This is a genomic window from Streptomyces sp. NPDC058685 (assembly GCF_042714725.1).
In the GTDB taxonomy this organism is placed as follows: Bacteria; Actinomycetota; Actinomycetes; order Streptomycetales; family Streptomycetaceae; genus Streptomyces.
Genome location: NZ_JBHXSL010000021.1, coordinates 46565 through 64467 on the forward strand (window position 1 = coordinate 46565; position 17903 = coordinate 64467).

Annotated in this window: 14 protein-coding genes and 2 tRNA genes; 4 read left to right on the forward strand and 12 right to left on the reverse strand. The window is 72.0% G+C overall.

Annotation, left to right across the window (positions count from 1 at the left end; translation table 11 throughout):
• Positions 1–29 precede the first annotated feature (29 nt).
• The 3 genes from ehuA (at position 30) to ACFWU3_RS18975 (ending at position 1931) form a co-directional block, all read left to right on the forward strand.
• Positions 30–842, forward strand: a complete 813-nt coding sequence (gene ehuA / locus ACFWU3_RS18965; protein WP_327686869.1) for an ectoine/hydroxyectoine ABC transporter ATP-binding protein EhuA — start codon at positions 30–32, stop codon at positions 840–842.
• Positions 843–1014: 172 nt separating this feature from the next.
• Positions 1015–1773: an IclR family transcriptional regulator C-terminal domain-containing protein gene (locus ACFWU3_RS18970; protein ID WP_313946159.1), complete on the forward strand. Its 759-nt coding sequence runs from the start codon at positions 1015–1017 to the stop codon at positions 1771–1773.
• An 84-nt stretch (positions 1774–1857) separates the two neighbouring features.
• Positions 1858–1931, forward strand: a tRNA-Lys gene (locus ACFWU3_RS18975).
• 89 nt (positions 1932–2020) lie between these two features.
• On the opposite strand, the gene ACFWU3_RS18980 is transcribed toward ACFWU3_RS18975, so the two are convergent.
• From ACFWU3_RS18980 to ACFWU3_RS19010, 7 genes are all read right to left on the reverse strand, one after another.
• A complete protein-coding gene (locus ACFWU3_RS18980) occupies positions 2021–5176 on the reverse strand; it encodes an amidohydrolase family protein (RefSeq protein WP_384438601.1) in 3156 nt (1051 codons plus the stop codon).
• Between the two features lie 148 nt (positions 5177–5324).
• Positions 5325–5999: a response regulator gene (locus ACFWU3_RS18985; RefSeq protein ID WP_384438466.1), complete on the reverse strand. Its 675-nt coding sequence runs from the start codon at positions 5997–5999 to the stop codon at positions 5325–5327.
• Complete coding sequence (locus ACFWU3_RS18990) at positions 5957–7324, reverse strand: sensor domain-containing protein (protein ID WP_384438469.1); 1368 nt, start codon at positions 7322–7324, stop codon at positions 5957–5959. The genes ACFWU3_RS18985 and ACFWU3_RS18990 overlap by 43 nt, the downstream gene beginning before the upstream one ends.
• Positions 7325–7595: 271 nt before the next feature.
• Positions 7596–9260 (reverse strand): AMP-binding protein, encoded by a 1665-nt coding sequence (locus ACFWU3_RS18995; RefSeq protein ID WP_384438604.1) that lies wholly within the window; start codon positions 9258–9260, stop codon positions 7596–7598.
• Between the two features lie 32 nt (positions 9261–9292).
• The gene (locus ACFWU3_RS19000; protein ID WP_384438472.1) at positions 9293–9880 is read right to left on the reverse strand and encodes a lytic polysaccharide monooxygenase; all 588 of its coding nucleotides are present in this window, start codon (positions 9878–9880) and stop codon (positions 9293–9295) included.
• Between the two features lie 130 nt (positions 9881–10010).
• Entirely contained in the window at positions 10011–11165 is a 1155-nt protein-coding gene (locus ACFWU3_RS19005; RefSeq protein WP_384438475.1) for an SPFH domain-containing protein, read from the reverse strand.
• Positions 11166–11250: 85 nt separating this feature from the next.
• Entirely contained in the window at positions 11251–12582 is a 1332-nt protein-coding gene (locus ACFWU3_RS19010; RefSeq protein ID WP_384438478.1) for a peptidoglycan-binding protein, read from the reverse strand.
• Between the two features lie 191 nt (positions 12583–12773).
• On the opposite strand from ACFWU3_RS19010, the gene ACFWU3_RS19015 reads away from it, so the two are divergent.
• Positions 12774–12847, forward strand: a tRNA-Lys gene (locus ACFWU3_RS19015).
• A gap of 54 nt (positions 12848–12901) precedes the next feature.
• On the opposite strand, the gene ACFWU3_RS19020 is transcribed toward ACFWU3_RS19015, so the two are convergent.
• The 5 genes from ACFWU3_RS19020 to ACFWU3_RS19040 all read right to left on the reverse strand — a co-directional run bounded on the left by ACFWU3_RS19020 (position 12902) and on the right by ACFWU3_RS19040 (position 17900).
• Positions 12902–13600 (reverse strand): class F sortase, encoded by a 699-nt coding sequence (locus ACFWU3_RS19020; RefSeq protein WP_384438481.1) that lies wholly within the window; start codon positions 13598–13600, stop codon positions 12902–12904.
• Position 13601: 1 nt separating this feature from the next.
• Positions 13602–14180: a hypothetical protein gene (locus ACFWU3_RS19025; protein WP_384438484.1), complete on the reverse strand. Its 579-nt coding sequence runs from the start codon at positions 14178–14180 to the stop codon at positions 13602–13604.
• A 128-nt stretch (positions 14181–14308) separates the two neighbouring features.
• A complete protein-coding gene (locus ACFWU3_RS19030; protein WP_384438487.1) occupies positions 14309–15088 on the reverse strand; it encodes an HAD-IIA family hydrolase in 780 nt (259 codons plus the stop codon).
• 79 nt (positions 15089–15167) lie between these two features.
• Positions 15168–16706 carry an alkaline phosphatase family protein gene (locus tag ACFWU3_RS19035; protein WP_384438490.1) on the reverse strand — a complete coding sequence of 513 codons (1539 nt, stop codon included), beginning with the start codon at positions 16704–16706 and terminating at the stop codon, positions 15168–15170.
• 132 nt (positions 16707–16838) lie between these two features.
• The gene (locus ACFWU3_RS19040; RefSeq protein ID WP_384438493.1) at positions 16839–17900 is read right to left on the reverse strand and encodes a 2-aminoethylphosphonate ABC transporter substrate-binding protein; all 1062 of its coding nucleotides are present in this window, start codon (positions 17898–17900) and stop codon (positions 16839–16841) included.
• Between the last annotated feature and the right edge of the window lie 3 nt (positions 17901–17903).

A 17903-nucleotide genomic window follows, 5' to 3' on the forward strand; every position in this document is an offset into this window, starting at 1 on the left:
CCGCGAAGGAAGCGGCGGCCGACACCCCTGTGGCCGGTACCGCGGCCACCGCCGCCCCGGCCGGAACCGCACCGTCGACCGGCGAGCTGATCCGCTTCGACGGGGTCACCAAGCGCTTCGGCGCCAACACCGTCCTGGACTCGCTGGACTTCACCGTCGACCCGGGCAAGCACGTGACCCTGATCGGGCCGTCCGGGTCCGGCAAGACGACGATCCTGCGGCTGCTGATGACGCTGACCAGGCCGGACGAGGGCACGATCACGGTCGACGGGCAGTATCTGTGCCACGAGGAGAAGAACGGCAGACTCGTCCCGGCCGGCGAGAAGCACGTGCGCGAGGTGCGGAAGAACATCGGCATGGTGTTCCAGCAGTTCAACCTCTTCCCCAACATGAAGGTCCTGCGGAACATCACCGAGGCCCCGGTCCATGTGCTGGGCATGTCCCAGGACGAGGCGGACGAGCGGGCTCGCGGGCTGCTCGACCTGGTCGGGCTCGGCGACCGCTGCGACGCCTACCCCAGCCAGCTGTCCGGCGGCCAGCAGCAGCGTGTCGCCATCGCCCGCGCACTGGCGATGCGCCCCAAGGTGCTGCTGCTCGACGAGGTCACCTCGGCGCTCGACCCCGAGCTCGTCGCGGGAGTCCTCGACGTCCTGCGGGACATCGCGCACACCACCGACATCACGATGCTGTGCGTGACCCACGAGATGAATTTCGCCCGGGACATCTCGGACTGCGTGCTGATGTTCGACGAGGGCAAGGTCATCGAATCCGGCCACCCGGACAAGATCTTCACCGAGCCGGAGAACGAGCGCACACGGGACTTCCTGAGCGCTGTTCTCTGAGCACTCCCCGGTCCGCGAACCACGATCTTGACAACGGCATATGCCAGACGGATGCGCCCCTGGGCAGAGCCCCGGGGCGCTCCATCATTCTCGCCAACAGCCGCCCCTCCAGCGGCTCTTGACCGCTATCGTGGTAGAGAAGCTTGCGGTGACGACCTGCTAGGGGGAGACCGTGGCGCTGAAGCCGGAGCCGACCGCGCCGTTCCATTCGGTGCAGTACGTCCTGCGTGTCCTGGAGACGATCTCGAAGCACGGCGGTGGCGTCACCGACGTCCAGATCGCCCGGGAGACAGGGCTGCCCACCGGCCATCTGGCTCCCATGCTGGCCATGCTCCGCCGTGAGGGTTATGTGGAGCAGGTCGCGGACGGCGCCTATGTCATAGGTGACTCCCTGGTCCTTCTCGGTTCGGGCGTCACGCGCCAGGAGGCGCTGGAGGCCAAGCTGCAGGAGACGCTGACCGAGCTGCGCGACTCGGTGGGCGCGGCGGTCTACATCAGCCGGTACATCGACGGCGAGGTCAAGATCACGCAGTACGCCGACGGTCCGCGCGCCCCCAAGGTCAACGAGTGGGTGGACTTCCGCTCGGCGGCGCACGCGAGCGCCGTCGGCAAGTGCCTGCTGACCCAGCTCGACCAGAACGGCCGCCGGGACCATCTCTCCCGCCACCGGATCACGCGGCTGACGTCGAGGACGATCACCAGCGAGAAGCTGCTCTTCTCCAAGCTGGACAGCCAGCCGCCGACGGTCCCGATCCTGGACCTCCAGGAGTACGCGGTGGGCACGGTCTGCGCGGCGGTCCCGCTGACGGCGGGCTCCGCGGTCGGCTGTCTGGCCCTGTCCATGCCGATCGAGCACGCCCACCGGCTGCGCTCGGCGGCGGACACCCTGAACCGCAGGGCCGCGCCGGTGGTGCTGTCGCTCGCGATATGAGGGCTGTCCCGCTGCGGGTCCTGGCCCTCTCGCGGGGCGGTCCGGAGCACCTCCGGGGACCGGGTATTATTTCCGAGTCAGCACGCGCCGCTAGCTCAGTTGGTTAGAGCAGCTGACTCTTAATCAGCGGGTCCGGGGTTCGAGTCCCTGGCGGCGCACATCTGATCATCTGGGGCTTCTCGGCCGACCGAGAAGCCCCGGATGTGTTTCTGCCCGCCGGTGCCATACCTGTGTCCGAGGCCCGGCGTCAGCCGCAGCAGCCCTCGCGGTGCATCACCTCGCTCGCCGCCGCCCACAGCGCATGGCCGATGTCCGCCCGCTCCGGCGCCGGCCGGGCGTAGACGTCCTCCAGCGCACCGCGCTCGTGGCTGCGGCCCGCGATGAGGACGCGGGCGGTGTTCATCAAGGTGTCGAAGTCCGTGAACGGGTCTCCGTCGACCACCGTCAGGTCCGCCAGCCGGCCCGGCTCGACCGTGCCGAGATCCCGGTGCGCCCCGAAGACCTTCGCCGCGTTCGCCGTCGCCGTCAGCAGGGCCTCGGCGGGGGTGAAGCCGTGGGCGACCATGGCCCGCAGACCGAGGTGGAGGTGCAGGCCGACGGGGGTGAGCGGGGTGTCCGTGCCGAGTGCGACCAGACCGCCCGCCGCGATCACCTTGCGGCAGGTGGCGAACTCCCGGCGCAGGGAGAGCCGTTCGGCGTCGGTGACGGGCATGGCGGCTCGCTCGCGCAGGGCCAGCACGTCCCACGGCGGCATCATCGCGGTGACCCGGGGGTCGTCCAGCAGGCCCGGATGGTCCGAGAGGACGGTGATCGCGGTGAAGGGGGTCTCGATCAGATGGAAGCCGTTGGCGTAGTTCTCGACGGTGTCCTGATGGGTGAACCCCTCGGCGGTCGCGCCGTGGCCGTACTCCGCGCGTTCGGTCGCCACCAGGTGCGAGGTAAAGTCCTGGCCGGTCTGGAAGCCCTGGGAGCACAGGTGGGAGCCGGACCGTACCCCCAGCAGCTCGTGGCCGAAGCGGGCCGCCTCCGACATCAGCCAGGCGGGTGCGCGAACGTAGGTCTTGACGAAGTCCCAGTCCAGGGCCGCCCCGCGGGCCAGTGAGCGCTGGAGGCCCTCGGGCGTGCGGTGGGCGCGGCCCATGCTGTACGCGACCCGGGAGCCGTCGAGCAGTTCACCGGTGGTCAGCAGCCTCGGCCCGGCGAGCCGGCCCGCGGTGATGTCCTCGCGGAGCCTGGCCTGTTCGTAGGAGAAGCCCGCGAGGGAGACCGTGGTGGTGATGCCGTAGGCGAGGGACACGGCGGTCTGACGGGCGCCGTAGGTGTACTGCCACGGATGGGTGTGGGTGTCCCACAGTCCCGGCAGGACGGTCTGCCGCGAGGCGTCGATCCTCCGCGCGGCGCGGCGGGAGGCGCGATGCGCCTCGACACCCGCGACACGGCCGTCCCGGATCACGATGTCCACGTCCTCGCGGGGCGCGGACCCCGTGCCGTCCCAGAGCCGGCCCGCGTGGACGACGGTCTCCACCGGGGCCGGCCTGCGGTAGGAGAGCGGGACGGGGACGGTCCGGGGACGGCCGCCCGGCTCCAGCAGCCGCAGCCGCCCGTTCGACAGATACAGCAGGGTGCGCGAGTCCCCGGACCAGCTGGGGTGGTCGGCCGCCTCGTCGGTGATCCGGCGCGGGGCGCCGTCCGGTGTGCCGTCGGCGCGCACCGGCAGCAGCCACAGCGCGGACTCGCTGACGCAGGCGAGGTGACGGCCGTCCGGGGACCAGACGGGTCCGCTCGCATAGCGGTCGGAGAGCGAGACGTGCGGCGCGAGCGGGTGGAGGGCCGAGCTGCCGGTGGTGGTGTCGATGACGCGGATGAGGTTGTAGCCCTCGCGGAAGCGGCGGTTGAGCCGGTTGCGGTCGCAGTAGACGAGGTGGCGGCCGTCGGGCGACCAGCTGGGCGGGCCGGGCAGTCCCCCGCCGCCCATCGGCGCGGCCAGCGTCTTCTCGGTGCCCGCGGCCAGGTCGCGGACGAGGAGATTGCCCGCGACGTCGAGGCAGGCGAGCCGTCCGCCGTCCGGGGAGAGCGCGGGGTGGACCCTGCCGCCGCCCGCCAGCACGGTGTCCGCGCCGGTCGCGAGGTCGTGGCGGCGGACGGTGTTCAGACCGCCGTCGCGGTCGTCGACGTACACCAGCGAGGTGCCGTCGGGCGCCCAGGCCGGGCCCTGGAGGTAGGTCGCCGGGTCGGCCTGCACCACCTTGCGGGGCCGGGAGCCGGCCGAAGTCCCCTGGATCCACAGGGCGTTGAGCGAGACGAAGGCGACGGAACGGCCGTCCGGGGAGAGCGCGGGCAGATGGATGCCGCGTACGGGACGGGCGCCGCGGGGCTCGAAGTCGTACGCCTTGACCCGGTACTCGGGGCGCTCGACGGGGAGGGTGGCGCTGAATCCGATCTGCTCGGCGGGGGCGTCGCGGTGCGGCCGGACGACGGTGAACCGGCCGCCGACCGTGAGGAGCAGCCGTTCGTCGTCCAGCCAGCGCGGCGGGACGCCCGCGATCTCGCCGTCCACGGCGGCGGGTCTGCCGTCCACCACGAGGACCATGCGCTCGTACCGCGTGGCGGAGCCGATCGCGCGCAGCCAGGCACGGCGGCCCGCCGGGGAGATGGCGGGGGTGAGCAGATTGCCCGGTTCGGTCTCGGTGTGCTCGACCGTCACCTCGCCGCCGGCGGCGGGGACGGCCGCGAGGGTGCGCGCCCTGAGGACGCCGGATTCGAGGCGGGCGCGGACGAAGACGACGCGGGTGCCGTCCGGCGACCAGACGGGGTCGTAGTCCTCCCAGGGCACGTCGGGGTTGTCCTGGCCGGGCAGACCGGTGAGCCGGGTCAGCCGTCCCGTGCGGACCTCGACGGTCCAGATCCGGTACGGACTGCCGGTGACCGGGTCGCCGCCGCGTTCGGAGGAGAAGACGATCCGGGTGCCGTCCGGCGACCAGGCGGGGGCGCGGTCGTCCCACGGTCCGTCGGTGAGTTGCCGCAGTCCCGACCCGTCGGCGGCCATCGTCCAGATGTGGAACTGGCCGCCCTGGTAGCAGGCCATGGCGACCCGCCGGCCGTCCGGGGAGCAGACGGGACGGCCCGGCTCCAGGTCGGGCCGGGTGAGGGCGGTCGCCGGGGACCCGTCGGCCGGGACGGACCAGAGGATGTTCTGCACCTCGGCGACGAAGCGTCCGCCGGACGCGGGGGCGGCGGCGCCGTTGGTGGCGGCCGTGAAGTGCAGCCCGGTCGCCGGGGCCGCCGTCGCCGTGCCGGCCGCCGGTGCGACGGGTGCCGCGGCGGCGGTGTCGAGGGCACCCACGGTCCCGGCCGCTCCCGCCGCCAGGACGGCGGCGGTCTGGAGGAACTGACGGCGGTGCATGGGCGGTACGGACGCATCGGCTGGCACGGGCGGCACGGCGGGCTCCCAGGTCTCGGAGGTCTGGGACCTTCCCCGGGGCATCACCGGCCACTCCGGTATTACGCCAATGCGCCCTGAAACAGACGGGGCGCACGGGGTCGTGCGGGGCTCATGAGCTCAGGAAGGCGAGGACGGCGAGGACCCGGCGGTGGGTGTCCTCGGCCGGCGGCAGGTCGAGTTTGGCGAGAATGTTGCCGATGTGCTTGCCGACCGCCGCCTCGGTGACGACGAGCGCGCGGGCGATCGCCGCGTTCGACCTGCCCTCCGCCACCAGCGCGAGCACCTCGCGCTCACGTGGTGTGAGCGCGGCCAGCGGGTCGCGGCGGCGGCGGAGCAACTGCCGTACGACCTCCGGGTCGACGACCGTGCCGCCCTCGGCGACACGGGTGAGCGCGTCGAGGAACTCCTCGATCCGGCCGACCCGGTCCTTGAGGAGATAGCCGATGCCGGTGCCGTCGCCGCTGTCGAGCAGGTCGGCCGCGTAGGTGCGCTGGACGTACTGACTGAGCACCAGCACGGGCAGCGCGGGGTTCCGTTCGCGCAGCGCGACGGCGGCGCGCAGTCCCTCGTCCTGGAAACCGGGCGGCATCCGGACGTCGGTGACCACGATGTCCGGCGTGTGCTCGGCGACGGCGGTACGCAGCGCCTCCGCGTCGCCCACCGCGGCGACGGTCTCGTGGCCGAAGCGGGCGAGCAGGCCGGTCAGTCCTTCGCGCAGCAGGACGCTGTCCTCGGCCAGAACTACCCGGAGCGGTCGGCCGGTTCGCCCGGGCTCGGGTCGCACGGGAGCGGTTCGCCCGGAGTCGGTTCGCGCAGGCTCGGGTCGCCCGGATTCGGGTCGCACGGGCTCGGGTCGCACGGGCTCGGGTCGCACGGGATCTCCACACGCAGGAGGGTCGGGCCGCCCGGTGGGCTGGTGATCGTCAGTGTGCCATCCAGGACGGCGATGCGGTCGGCGAGCCCGGTGAGTCCGCTGCCGCCCGCGGGCCGCGCGCCACCGCGGCCGTCGTCACGGACCTCGACGGTGAGCCGCCCGCGGGCGTGCTCCGCCGTGACCCGGGCGCTGCGGGCGCCGCTGTGCTTGTCGATGTTGGCGAGCGCTTCGCAGACGGCGAAGTACGCGGCGGTCTCGACGGAGCGGTCCAGGCGGGGCAGTTCGGCGTGGGTGTCCACGGGGACGGCGGACCGGTCGGCCGCGTCGGCGAGCGCGGGGCCGAGGCCGTAGTCGGTGAGGACCGGCGGATGGATCCCGCGGATCAGCTCCCGCAGTTCGGTGAGTACCTGTCCGGCCTCGTCGTGCGCGCAGGCCAGCCGGTCGGCGAGCGGGCCGGGCGGAGCGTCCATCCTGGCGAGCCCGAGGGTCATGGTCAGGGCGACGAGCCGCTGTTGGGCGCCGTCGTGCACATCGCGTTCGATACGCCGGCGTTCGGCCTCGAAGGCGTCGACGAGCCGGGCGCGGGACCGGGTCACCTCCAGCAGACGGCTCGCCAGTTCTCCCGCGCGGGGCGCGAGCACCGCCCGGGTGAGGGCCGCACGGCCGCCCGCGAACGCACCGAGGGGGCAGAGCAGGACGGCCAGGAGAACGAGCCCTGCCGCCGCGGCCGCGAAGGCCTGCGGATAGCCCGTGACCAGTACGGTCTTGACGACCCGTGCCTCGTGCCCGTCGGCGGCGAGCTGGAGCGGCGCGGCCATGGCGGCGACGGGCAGCCCGACGGCGACGAGCACGGCGAGCAGGTCGAGTGGCCAGAGCACGAGCGCGTGCAGCAGCCCGTACGCGAGCTCGCGCCACGTCGCCTGTTCGGTGAGCCGCACCCGCAGCCAGGCTCCGATCCCGGGTTCGTCCGGGGTGCGGTGAGGGGTGACGGCCACTGCCGGATCGACGATCCGTATCCGCCGCCGCTCGACGGCGGCGAGTCCGAGCCCGCCGAGGACGAGCAGCGGCAGCCCGACGAGCACGAAGGACAACACCCCGGCGACGCAGAGCAGTACGAGAGCGGGCACCCCGGTGAGCGCGCTGCTCGCCAGATACGCGGCAGCGCGCCACGGCGATCGGCTCACCAGGTAGTCCCGCCTGGTCAGGGCCCGGAAGAGCGGCTCGGCTGGAGGCATGCGGCAACGGTAGGCCGCGGGTTACGGGCGAAGCCATCGGGCCAGAGGGTGCGACGGTGGTGGGGCAGGCACTACCGCGACGCGCGGGGACCGTTCGGGGCGGCGCGGGTGCGGGTGCCGGGCCCCCGGGCCGCAATGGACCCTCCGCCCGCACCGGACCCGGCTCGCACGGGGCCAACTCGCCCGGGCAGCAGGCCCGGACGAATAACTCCCGCGTACGGCCCGCGGCCGCGCGGAGCCCGCCCCGCCCCGGCACCCCGCCCGCCGTGACTCACCTTCCCAGCAGATCCCCGCGCCCCTGCTCCGCGTAGCGCCGCTCCAGGTCCGCCACGTCCTCCGCAGTCAGCGGCCGGTGCAGGTCCTCGCCGTCCGGGAGCCACCACACGGGGTCCTCGCAGCAAAAGCCCTCCCGCCGCAGCGCGACCCGGTGCACCTTGTTGGTCGCCGTCACCGGCAGCCTCGGCAGCACCCGTACGAACCGGGGTGTCATCTTCGTCCCCAGGTCCGGTTGCGCCGACAGGAAGTCCGCGAAGGCCACCGGGTCGAAGGGCCGCTCCTCGGGCAGGGCGAGCGCCGCCATCACCTGGTCGCCGGCGACCGGGTCGGGGACCGCGTACACCGCCGCCCCCGTCGTGGCCGGCCAGCGCGCCAGAATGTTCTCGATCATCGACGCGGCCAGGTTCTCGCTGTCCACCCGCAGCCGGTCGTCGGTGCGGCCGGCGAAGTAGAGGTAGCCCTGTCCGTCGCGGAAGAACAGGTCGCCCGTCCAGTACCAGCCGCCCCGGCGCCGCGCCGCGTCCGCCTCCGGGTGGCGCCAGTAGCCCTCGAAGGGGTTCGGACCCCGGTTGACCAACTCCCCTATCGCCTCGGTTCCGTTGAGCAGCTGTCCGTCCGGACCGATCACGGCGGCCGGCCGCTCGTCGCCGGTCGCGGGGTCGACCACGGCCAGGTCGTCGCCCGCGGCCGCCCGTCCGACGGCGCCCGCCGGGGTGCCGGGGGTGCGCTGGATCGCGGCCCCGCCCTCGGAGGAGCCGTAGCCCTCGACCAGCCGCACGCCGAACCGCTCCTGGAACCGGGCCGCGTCCACCGGTCCCGCTTCGGTGCCGAAACCCAGCCGCAGCCGGTGGGAGCGGTCGTCGTGGTGTGCGGGCGTGGCCAGGATGTACTGCACGGCCCGCCCCACATAGGTGAAGTAGGTGGCGCCGAAGTCCCTTACGTCGGTGAGGAATCCGGATGCCGAGAAGCGGTCGCGCAGCGCCACCGCCGCGCCGCCGGCCAGCGCGGGCGCCCAGTCGGCGATCACCGCGTTGCCGTGGAACATGGGCATGCAGATGTAGTGGACGTCGTCCTCGCGGACGCCGAAGTGCGCCACCAGCGATGCCCCGGCCGCCGCCAGTCTGCCCTGCGAGCAGATCGCCGCCTTGGGCGCGCCCGTCGACCCGGACGTGAAGGAGAGCAGCATTCTGCTGCGCGGCCCGACCGGCCCGACGACGGCGTCGCCGGGCTTCGCGGCGGCGTACGGGGCGAGAAGGCCGCCGTACGCGTCGGTGTCGGTCACCAGCACCCGTATCCCCGGCAGGCTCAGCCCGTCGAGGAGGGGAAGGTGGGCGCGTTCGGTGACCAGCACCCGGCAGTCGGTGTGCACGATGTCGCGGGCGAGTTCCGCCCCGCGGCGCGTCGGGTTGATGCCCGCCACGGCGGCCCCGGCCAAGGCCGCCGCACTGAGCCACAGGGGAAACTCCGGGGTGTTGTCGAGCAGTACCCCGAGGTGCGGCTCCGCCCCGCGTGGCAACAGATCCACGAGGAGCGCAGCGCGTGCGGCAGCGCCGGCGGCCACCTGATGGTGGCTGAGGACCCGGCTCCGGTCCCTCAGCCCCACCCGGTGATCACCCCACTGGCGCTGGACGAGCTCCGCGACGGTGCTCGTGCCCGTGATTCCCATGGCGCCGCACGGTAACTGACAACCTGTCAGAACTGAACGTCCGAGCAGGCATAGAAGGCATTCGCCGTGTCATGGACGGTCCACACCGCGAGGATCAGGTGCTTGCCCGAACGTGACGGCAGATTGCCGCTGTGCGAAAGGGTCTCCGGCGGCTGGTTGCCGCCGTAGGGAACGGTCAGGAACGGCTGCGACTCAAGCGCCGACCTGGTCAGCGGCTGGCTGGGATTCCAGCCGCTCTTGGTGATGTAGTACTTGAAATCGGTGGTGCGGTGCCGGGCGGTGAAGCGCCAGCTGAACGTGTAGTTCTGACCCGACGAGACCCTGGTGGCGGGCCACGACCCACCGCGCGGGTCGTCGAGCTGCGCGAACTGGCCGTTGCCGCCCGCGCATATCTTTCCGTCGGCGGGACCGGCACCGGGGAAGCCCTTGGGCCCCTCGACGCTCTGCGGTTCCCACTGGATGTTTCCGCAGTTCTGCACCGTGCCGTTGGCACAGAGCTTCTGGCGGCTGATGGGTGATTCGGTGTAGCCGTGGCTGCTCGCGCTGCCGGTGGCGAGTACGGTCGCGCCCGTCACCAGCAGACCGACAGCGGCCGCAGTAATCCTCTTGCGCATGCTTCGCTCCAGGGAACGTGGGGGAGTTCAACGAGCCGTGCTGCACGCGTGCGGTTGTGCGGTAGTGCATGTTCCGGTCTAGACCAACACCCAATGTATTGACCAGAGTTCACCATGTCCAGACCAATAGCTAACCTTCCCTTGACCCGGAACGGCCCGTGTAGAAGGCAACGGTGAGGTCCTTGACCAGAGCCTTGCGCTCGTAGTCGTCCAGCTCCACGAGGCCGCGCGAGGTCAGCCGGGTCACCGTGTCGTCCACCGCGTCCACCACCGACGTGAGCACGCTGTCCCGGTGCCTGGCGTCGATCGCCGCGATCTGCCGTCGCTGCATCGCCTCCGCCACCTCGGGCGCGTACTCGATCCCCACCGGCTGGGCCGAGAAGACCTCGATCCCCACCGGAGCACACTCGGCCAGCAGCATGCGCGTCAGCGCGGCCCCCACGGCCTCCGCGTTGCGCAAGGTCGGAGCGTCCTCGTGGAACGCGTCCGCGGGAAGCTGCGAGAGCACCCGCGCCATCGCCGACTCCACCTGCTCGCTCAGATACTCCTCGTGGTCCTCCACACCGAGCGCCGCCCGCGCGGTGTCCTTGATCTGCCACACCACCAGCACGACGACGCGCAGCGCGGTGCCGTCCGCGTCGACCGCCGGCATCGGCTCGCTGCGCCAGTGCCGCAGCCTGACGTCCACCCGGCGGCGCAGCAGCAGCGGGCTCATCCACACCAGCCCCGTGCGCCGCACACTCCCCCGGTACTCACCGAACAGCGTCAGCACCCAGGCGTGGCCCACCTGTCCGCGACCGAGCCCGCCGAGTGCGAAGAGCGCGAGCAGCACCCCGAGGGTCACCAGGCACCACAGGCCGAGACCGAGACCGTGGTACGGCTGCGCGGTCACCCGGACCATCCGGGTCACCATCGCCGGCACCACCCCGGCGCCCCACAGCACCGTCCCGATCCCGGCGAGCGCGCACGCCCCGGCCACCAGCCCCGTCCAGCCCGGCAGCACCGGCCCGGCCCGCTCGGCCAGCTCCGGGTCGACGGGCGGCGGGGGCCGCAGCGGCGCGGGGGTGGGCCGGGGCGCCGATGTCCTGCGGCCGATCCTCGGCTGCTCCCCGGTGCCCTGCCGGCGTCCGACCACGGCGGGCCGCAGGGCGATCGGCGCGGAGTCGTCGTCGCGGAACAGCAGGTGCACCGGGATCTCGGTGGTGGCCTCCTGGGCGATGACCGGGGTGTGCCGCGGCCCGTCGAAGGGGGCGCCGCCGTCGGTCTCCGGGGTCGTGGTGTTCATGCCTGCCGCCTCCGCTGGTCGATCCGTCCTGCTGTCACGCCGGTCCCCGGCGCGCCGGGGACCGGTTTCTGCCGTCACGCGGCCCTCAGCGCGCCGCGGCGAAGAGCTTGCTCCAGGTGTGCGGCCCCGGGTAGCCGTCGGCCTCGGCGCCGCGCCAGCCGAGCGAACGCTGGAAGGCCTCGACGTTGCGCCGGTCGGCCTCCGTCCAGCGCGGACCGGGCCCGGTCGTGTAGTGCTTGCCGAAGCCGCGCTTCACCAGCTGCTTGCCGAGCTGGGTGACGTACGCGTTGGACTGCCCCGGCCGGAAGTGGCCCCGGCCCGGGAAGGGCGCGGTCACGGACCCCGGTCCGGCCGTCCCCGCGGCCGGGATGCTCCTGCCCTGTCCGCCGGCGAGCAGCCGCCAGGTGTGCGCGCCCGGCAGCCCGTCCGCCTCCGCGCCCCGCCAGCCCTGGGCCAGCTGGAAAGCCTGGGTGGCCCTGCGGTCGGCCTCGCCCCAGCGCGGCCCGGGGCCCTCGGTGTAGAACCGCCCGCCGCCCCGGGCCACCAGCATCCTGCCGAGGTCGGTGACGTGCTTGTTGTTCTTCCCGGGCCCGAAGGAGGCCGCCCCCGGGAACGCCGCGGTCGCCGAGGGGCCGGGTGTGGTCGTGACGCCGCTCAGGCCCTTGTAGCGGTAGGGGATGTACTTGTCGGAGTTGGTCCAGTACCCCATGGGCGTGGCCTGCTTGCGCGTGCTCGGCTTGGTCTGCTCGTACGCGACGTAGGAGGTGTGCGTGTAGTCGGTCCAGCCGCCGAAGAGCGTGACGTGCGAGCCCTTGGTCGGATTGGCCGGGTTGTGGAAGAGCAGCATGTCGCCGGGCTGGAGCTCCTCGCGGGTGATGCGGGTGCCGAACTGGTGGAGGCTGCCGGTCCACTCGTTGCCGACGAGGTTCCACGCCATCGAGACATACCCCGAACAGTCCTGGCGGTAGCCGTCGGACCAGTACGCCTCCATGCTGTACGGGACCTTGGCGGCGAGCCATTTCTTGGCGCGGTTGATGATCTCGGCCCGGGTGGTCTTCCGGAGTTCGGGGGTGGCCGCCGGCTTGCCGGACGGGCCGGCGAGCGGCCTGCCGTGCAGCGGGCCCCTGCCTCCCTGCTCGCTGTCCGGATCGTCCGCGGGCGCCATCGCCGCATCGAGCCCGAGCCCGAGCCCGGAGATCCCCGGGTGGGACCGGCCGGCCGCGGGCGCCGACGCGTGCGCGGCCCCCGCGCCCCCGCCGCCCAGCACCACACCGGCGGCGGTGACGAGGACGAGCGCCCTCCGGCATCCGTGGGCCGCCGGGTGCTCACCGGCGGCGAGCGCTCGGCGCTGCAGGGCGCAGCCCGGGCAGTCGCAGTCCGGGGCGGGCTCGTACTCCTCGAACACCGGCACCGTCATACGTGGCCCCTCCGCACTACTAGTGAAGATCTTTCGGGACCGGCGCACGGGGTGCGGCGGTGCCCCAACTGTCCTGACTAGTCGCATTTTGACGGACCAAAGGTAAAAAACGACCATCCGACAGGCCGGGAGCGATCAGATAATGGTCGGAGGCACTCGTCGCCATCCGGTAAAGTTCTCCAGGTCAGCAGGCGCCGCTAGCTCAGTTGGTTAGAGCAGCTGACTCTTAATCAGCGGGTCCGGGGTTCGAGTCCCTGGCGGCGCACGCACAGCGAGGCCCCTCACCATCGGTGAGGGGCCTTCGCTCTGTCCGCACGCGTCAGGGCTCGTCGACCGCCTGTGCCGCGGCCGGACCCGTCGTCACCCCGGTCAGATAGGCCGAGACGACCACATTGGCCGTGTACGCCTTCTTCGCCGGGTCGAAGGTGCCGCCGCAGGTGATCAGCCGCAGCTCGGCCCGCCCGTCCTGACGCGCGCCGTACACCTCCTGCGCGTCGAACCGCTCCCGGCCGAAGACCTGGACGTCGTCGATGGTGAAGACCGCGACCGACCCGTCCTCCCTGGTCACCCGCACCTTCTCACCGGGCTTCGCGGCGCTCAGGCCGTAGAAGACGGCCGGCTTGGTCTCGGTGTCCACGTGACCGACCAGCAGGGAAGGTCCCGCGGCGCCGGGCTGTGCGCCTTTGTCGAACCAGCCGACGGTCTGCGGCATGGCGTAGGGCGGCGGGTCCACGGCCCCGGTGGCGTCCAGGCCGCGGGGCACGACAGCCGCGCTGACGCCTATCGAGGGGATGTCCACGCGATGGGGCCTGGCCGGCTCCACCGGGGCGTGGGCGGGAGGCAGCGGGACGCCGAGGGGGCGCCCCACGGCCGCGACATCGCCGGTGGTGGGGGCTGAGCTCCCGCCGGGGCCGCCGGAGACCTCACGGCCCCAGAGCCACAGTCCCAGCAGCAGCACGGCCCAGGCCACGCCGGTGAGCATGCGGCCGGAAGACGCAGGCCGTTCGCCGGTCCCCATGTCACTCAGCACCCGACCGGCGCCGGCGCGAGCCGCGGAAGGCCACCGCGACGGCCGCCGCACCCGCGAGCACCAGACCGGTCACGGCCTGCCCGGTGCCCGGGCCCGCGCCGTCCCGCACCTCGACGTGCTCCTGGTCGGCGGCCAGGACCGCCGTACCGCCGCCGCCGGCCCGTACGGGCGCGTCCGGGGTCGGCTCCGCCGACGCGGACGCCTTCGCCCGGCGCTCGACGACCTTCAGCACACCCACGTCCGGGTGCTTGCGGCCGTCGCATGTCACACCGATCGTGTAGGTGCCGACTTTCACGGAGGACTTCACCCGCGTCTCCACGAACAGCCGGGAGCGCTGCCCGTCCTGCCAGGCGAGCTCGGCAGCGGAGACGAAGGCCACCGACGTCGCGGCACCCGCGGTGGTCTTGCAGCCCTTGACCAGCACCTCCACCTCGTCGCCCGGTACGGCGTCGGCCGGGGACACCGTGACATCCACGGCATCGTCCGCGCGGGCCTCGGGGGCGAAAGGTGCGAGCACCAGGACGGCGGCCACACCAGCGGCACGGAGAGCAATCGAACTTGAACGCATTGTGAACCTCCTGACACCGAAAGATTCACGCGTCTGGCGCGTTTTCGCATCCGCAGGAGCGATCTTGTCCGACCCTTACCCTCCTGACCTGCACAAATACGCTGGGTGAGGGTGATGTCGAGCGGGCGTCACACCCGGTCGACGAGGTCCGCGATCGAGTCGACGACCGTGGAGGCCCGGAACGGATAGCGGTCGATCTGATCCGGCGTCGTCACCCCGGTGAGCACCAGGAACGTCTCCATGCCCGCCTCCAGGCCCGCGAGCACGTCGGTGTCCATCCGGTCGCCGATCATGGCGCTGGTCTCGGAGTGGGCGCCGATGGCGTTCAGGCCGGTGCGCATCATCAGCGGGTTCGGCTTGCCCGCGAAGTACGGATCGCGGCCGGTCGCCTTGGTGATCAGGGCCGCGACGGACCCGGTGGCGGGCAGCGGGCCCTCGGCGGAGGGACCGGTCTCGTCCGGGTTGGTGCAGATGAATCTGGCCCCGGCGTTGATCAGCCGGATGGCCTTGGTGAGGGCCTCGAAGCTGTACGTCCGGGTCTCCCCGAGCACGACGTAGTCCGGCTCCTGGTCGGTGAGGATGTAGCCGATGTCGTGCAGCGCGGTGGTGAGACCCGCCTCGCCGATGACGTACGCCGTGCCGCCGGGCCGCTGGTCGTCCAGGAACTGGGCGGTCGCGAGGGCCGAGGTCCAGATGTTCTCCACGGGCACGTCGAGCCCCATGCGGCCGAGCCGCGCGTGCAGGTCGCGCGCCGTGTAGATGGAATTGTTCGTCAGGACCAGGAAGGGCTTCCCGGTCTCCCGCAGCTTCTTGATGAAGGCGTCCGCGCCGGGGATCGGCACGCCCTCGTGGATCAGGACACCGTCCATGTCGGTGAGCCAGGACTCGATCGGCTTGCGCTCTGCCATGTGACGGGACTCCTGCCGTACGCAGTGTGCTGGTGGCGCCGGGGGTACGCCGCTGTGCCCCCCGGCGCCACCAGCCTAATCAGGATGCGGTGACCTTGACCCCGTCGATCACCCAGTACCAGTTGTTAGCCCCCGTGCAGCGGAAGCGGAAGCTGACGCCGGAGGCCCCCGCGGGGACACTCACGCTCAGCGACTGCGGCTTCGACACCACGTCCGCCGTGTAGCTCTTGACCCGGGTCGGCGTGCCGCCGTTGAAGGAGGCGAGGACCTCGGCGCTCTGGCCGGCCTCGTGGCGGTAGAGGGTGGTGAAGTCCAGCCGCACGGTCGTCTTCCCGGACACCCCGTACGCCGGGGTCACCAGCGTCGAGTCGTACGGCCCCGAGCTCGCCCTGTCGGCCCACTCGTCGGAGTCGGCGACGGCGAAGACACCGCGCGAGCGGACGTTGAGCTCGCGCCACTGGTCGCGCTGCGACCGGGACCAGAACTCGTCGGTGGCGAAGGCCCAGCCGCGCCACTCGGTCATACCGCCGGTGCCCATCGCGCTGTTGATGACGGACCAGCCGCTCGGCGCGGTGTGCGTGAAGCCGAGCACGCCCGCCGGGATGCCGGTCTCGTCCACCCGGCCGGTCAGGGACGGCAGCAGGGTGTCGAAGGGGTCCGTGGAGCGCTGCTGGACCGGCTTGCCGTCCAGGCCCCAGGACGGGTCGGGCACGATGCCGAGCTGGTGGAAGACGGTGGCGGCGACATCGACGAGCCGGGTGTCGGCGGGCCGGGCGCCGGCCGCGATGCCGGGTCCCTGCGCGAGGACGAAGGTCCGCCGCTCCTCGATGGAGCTGCCGCCGTGGCCGCCGGCGTCGGCGTGACCGTGGTCGGTGGAGACGATGACCGTCCAGCGCTCGGTGGCGTAGGACGGGCGGGCCTTGATCGCGGCGAGGAAGCGGCCGAGGTACCCGTCCTGGACGGCGATGGCATCGAGGTAGCGCTGCCCGGTGCCGGAGCTGTGCGCGACGGCGTCGGTGTTGCCGAGGTAGACGAACAGCACGTCCGGGTTCTGGGACCGCAGGACCGACTCGGTCTCGTTCGCGATGGTCGCGTCGTGCCCCGGGTAGCCGTCGCGGTCCCCGTCGAGCACGAGCTTGCCGTCGGCGCCCGGGGTGACGGTGCCCTGGTCGTCGAGCGGCTTCCAGTCGACGGCCGCGTAGGTGGACAGCTCGGGGCGTACCTGCGCCAGCCGTGCCAGGAACCCGGGGTAGGCGCCGTAGTTCTTGCCGGCGAAGGAGTTGTCCTTGACGCCGTGCTTGTCGGGCCAGACGCCCGTGGCGATCGTCGACCAGCCGGGGCCGGAGGAGGTGGCCGCCATCGGCGGCGCGTAGAGCAGCGAGAGCCCGTACGTCCCGTTCGCCATCAGGGACTTCAGATGCGGGGCGTTGGCGGCGTCGATCCGGTCGTGGCGCAGACCGTCCATGCCGATGACGAGCACCTTGTCCTTGCTGGTGCCGTTCGGGAGGGTGGGAGCCGCGTAGGCGGCGGGTGCTGCGAGGGTGCCGGTGGCGGCGACCGCGGCGGTCGCGGCTCCTGCGGCGAGTACCGAGCGGCGGGACATGCCGTTGATCGGCATCTGATCCTCCGTCAAGGGTGGGTTCGAGGGTGAGGTGGGCAGAGCGACGCCCCTGATTCCTCAGGGGCGTCGGTCCGTACCCGTTATCGTTCCGCGACAGATCTGCGCGGACCAGATGGCCCGGGTGAACTCTCAGCTGCCGGTCGCGGACTTCCAGGCATCGATGTACGACGGGAGGTTCTTGTCGATGTCCTTCCAGTCCGGCTCGAAGATCTCCACGCCCTCCATCACCTTGGCGAGCGCGATGGCGTTGTCGTCGGTCGGCTTGATGTCGGAGCGGGCGGGGAAGCCGCCGCCGATCGCGCTGACCTGGCGCTGCGCCGTCTCGCTGAGCATGAAGTCGAGCAGCTTGCGGCCGTTCGCGGTGTGCGGGGCGTCCTTCACGAGCCCGGCCGCGTACGGCAGCGCGAAGGTGGTCGGCCGGCCGCCGCTCTTCGCCGGGAACCAGATGCCGAGGTTCGGCATGGAGGCGGACTGGGCGTGGTTCATCTGCACATCGCCGTTGGCGACGAGGATCTCGCCCTTGTCGACCTTGGGCGCCAGCTTGGAGGTGGACGAGGACGGGCCCACGTTGTTGGCCTGGAGCTTCTTGAGGTACTCCATCGCCGGCTCCTTGCCGCCGAAGTCGTGCATCGCCTTGATGACGACCGCGGTGCCGTCACCCGCGACACCGGGCGTGGAGTACTGGAGCTTGTTCTTGAACCTGCCGTCCAGCAGCGCCTCCCAGGTCCCCGGGGCCTTCGGCAGCTGCTTGGTGTTGTGGATGAACCCGAAGTAGTTGTTGACGACCGAGGTCCAGGTGCCGTCGGCGGACTTGTCCGCGCCGTTCACCTTGTCCACGCCCTGCGGTTGGTACTTCTGCAGCAGTCCCTTGGAGCCTGCCTGCTGGATGAACGGCGGGAGGGTGACGAGGACATCGGCCTGGGTGTTGGACTTCTCGCGGACGGCGCGCTGCACCATCTCGCCGGAGCCGCCCTCCACGTACTCGACCTTGATACCGGTCTGCTTCTCGAAGTCCTTGAAGATGCGGTCGTACCAGCCGTCGCCGTTCTCGCCCTTGAGGCCGTCGGCGCTGTAGACGGTGACGACCTTCTCGTCGGCCGCGGCGGAGGTGCCGCCGCAGGCGGTGAGGGAGGCGGCGAGGGCGAGGCTGCCGGCGACGGCGGCGATCGGCTTGAGGGTGTGCGTAAGCATGGC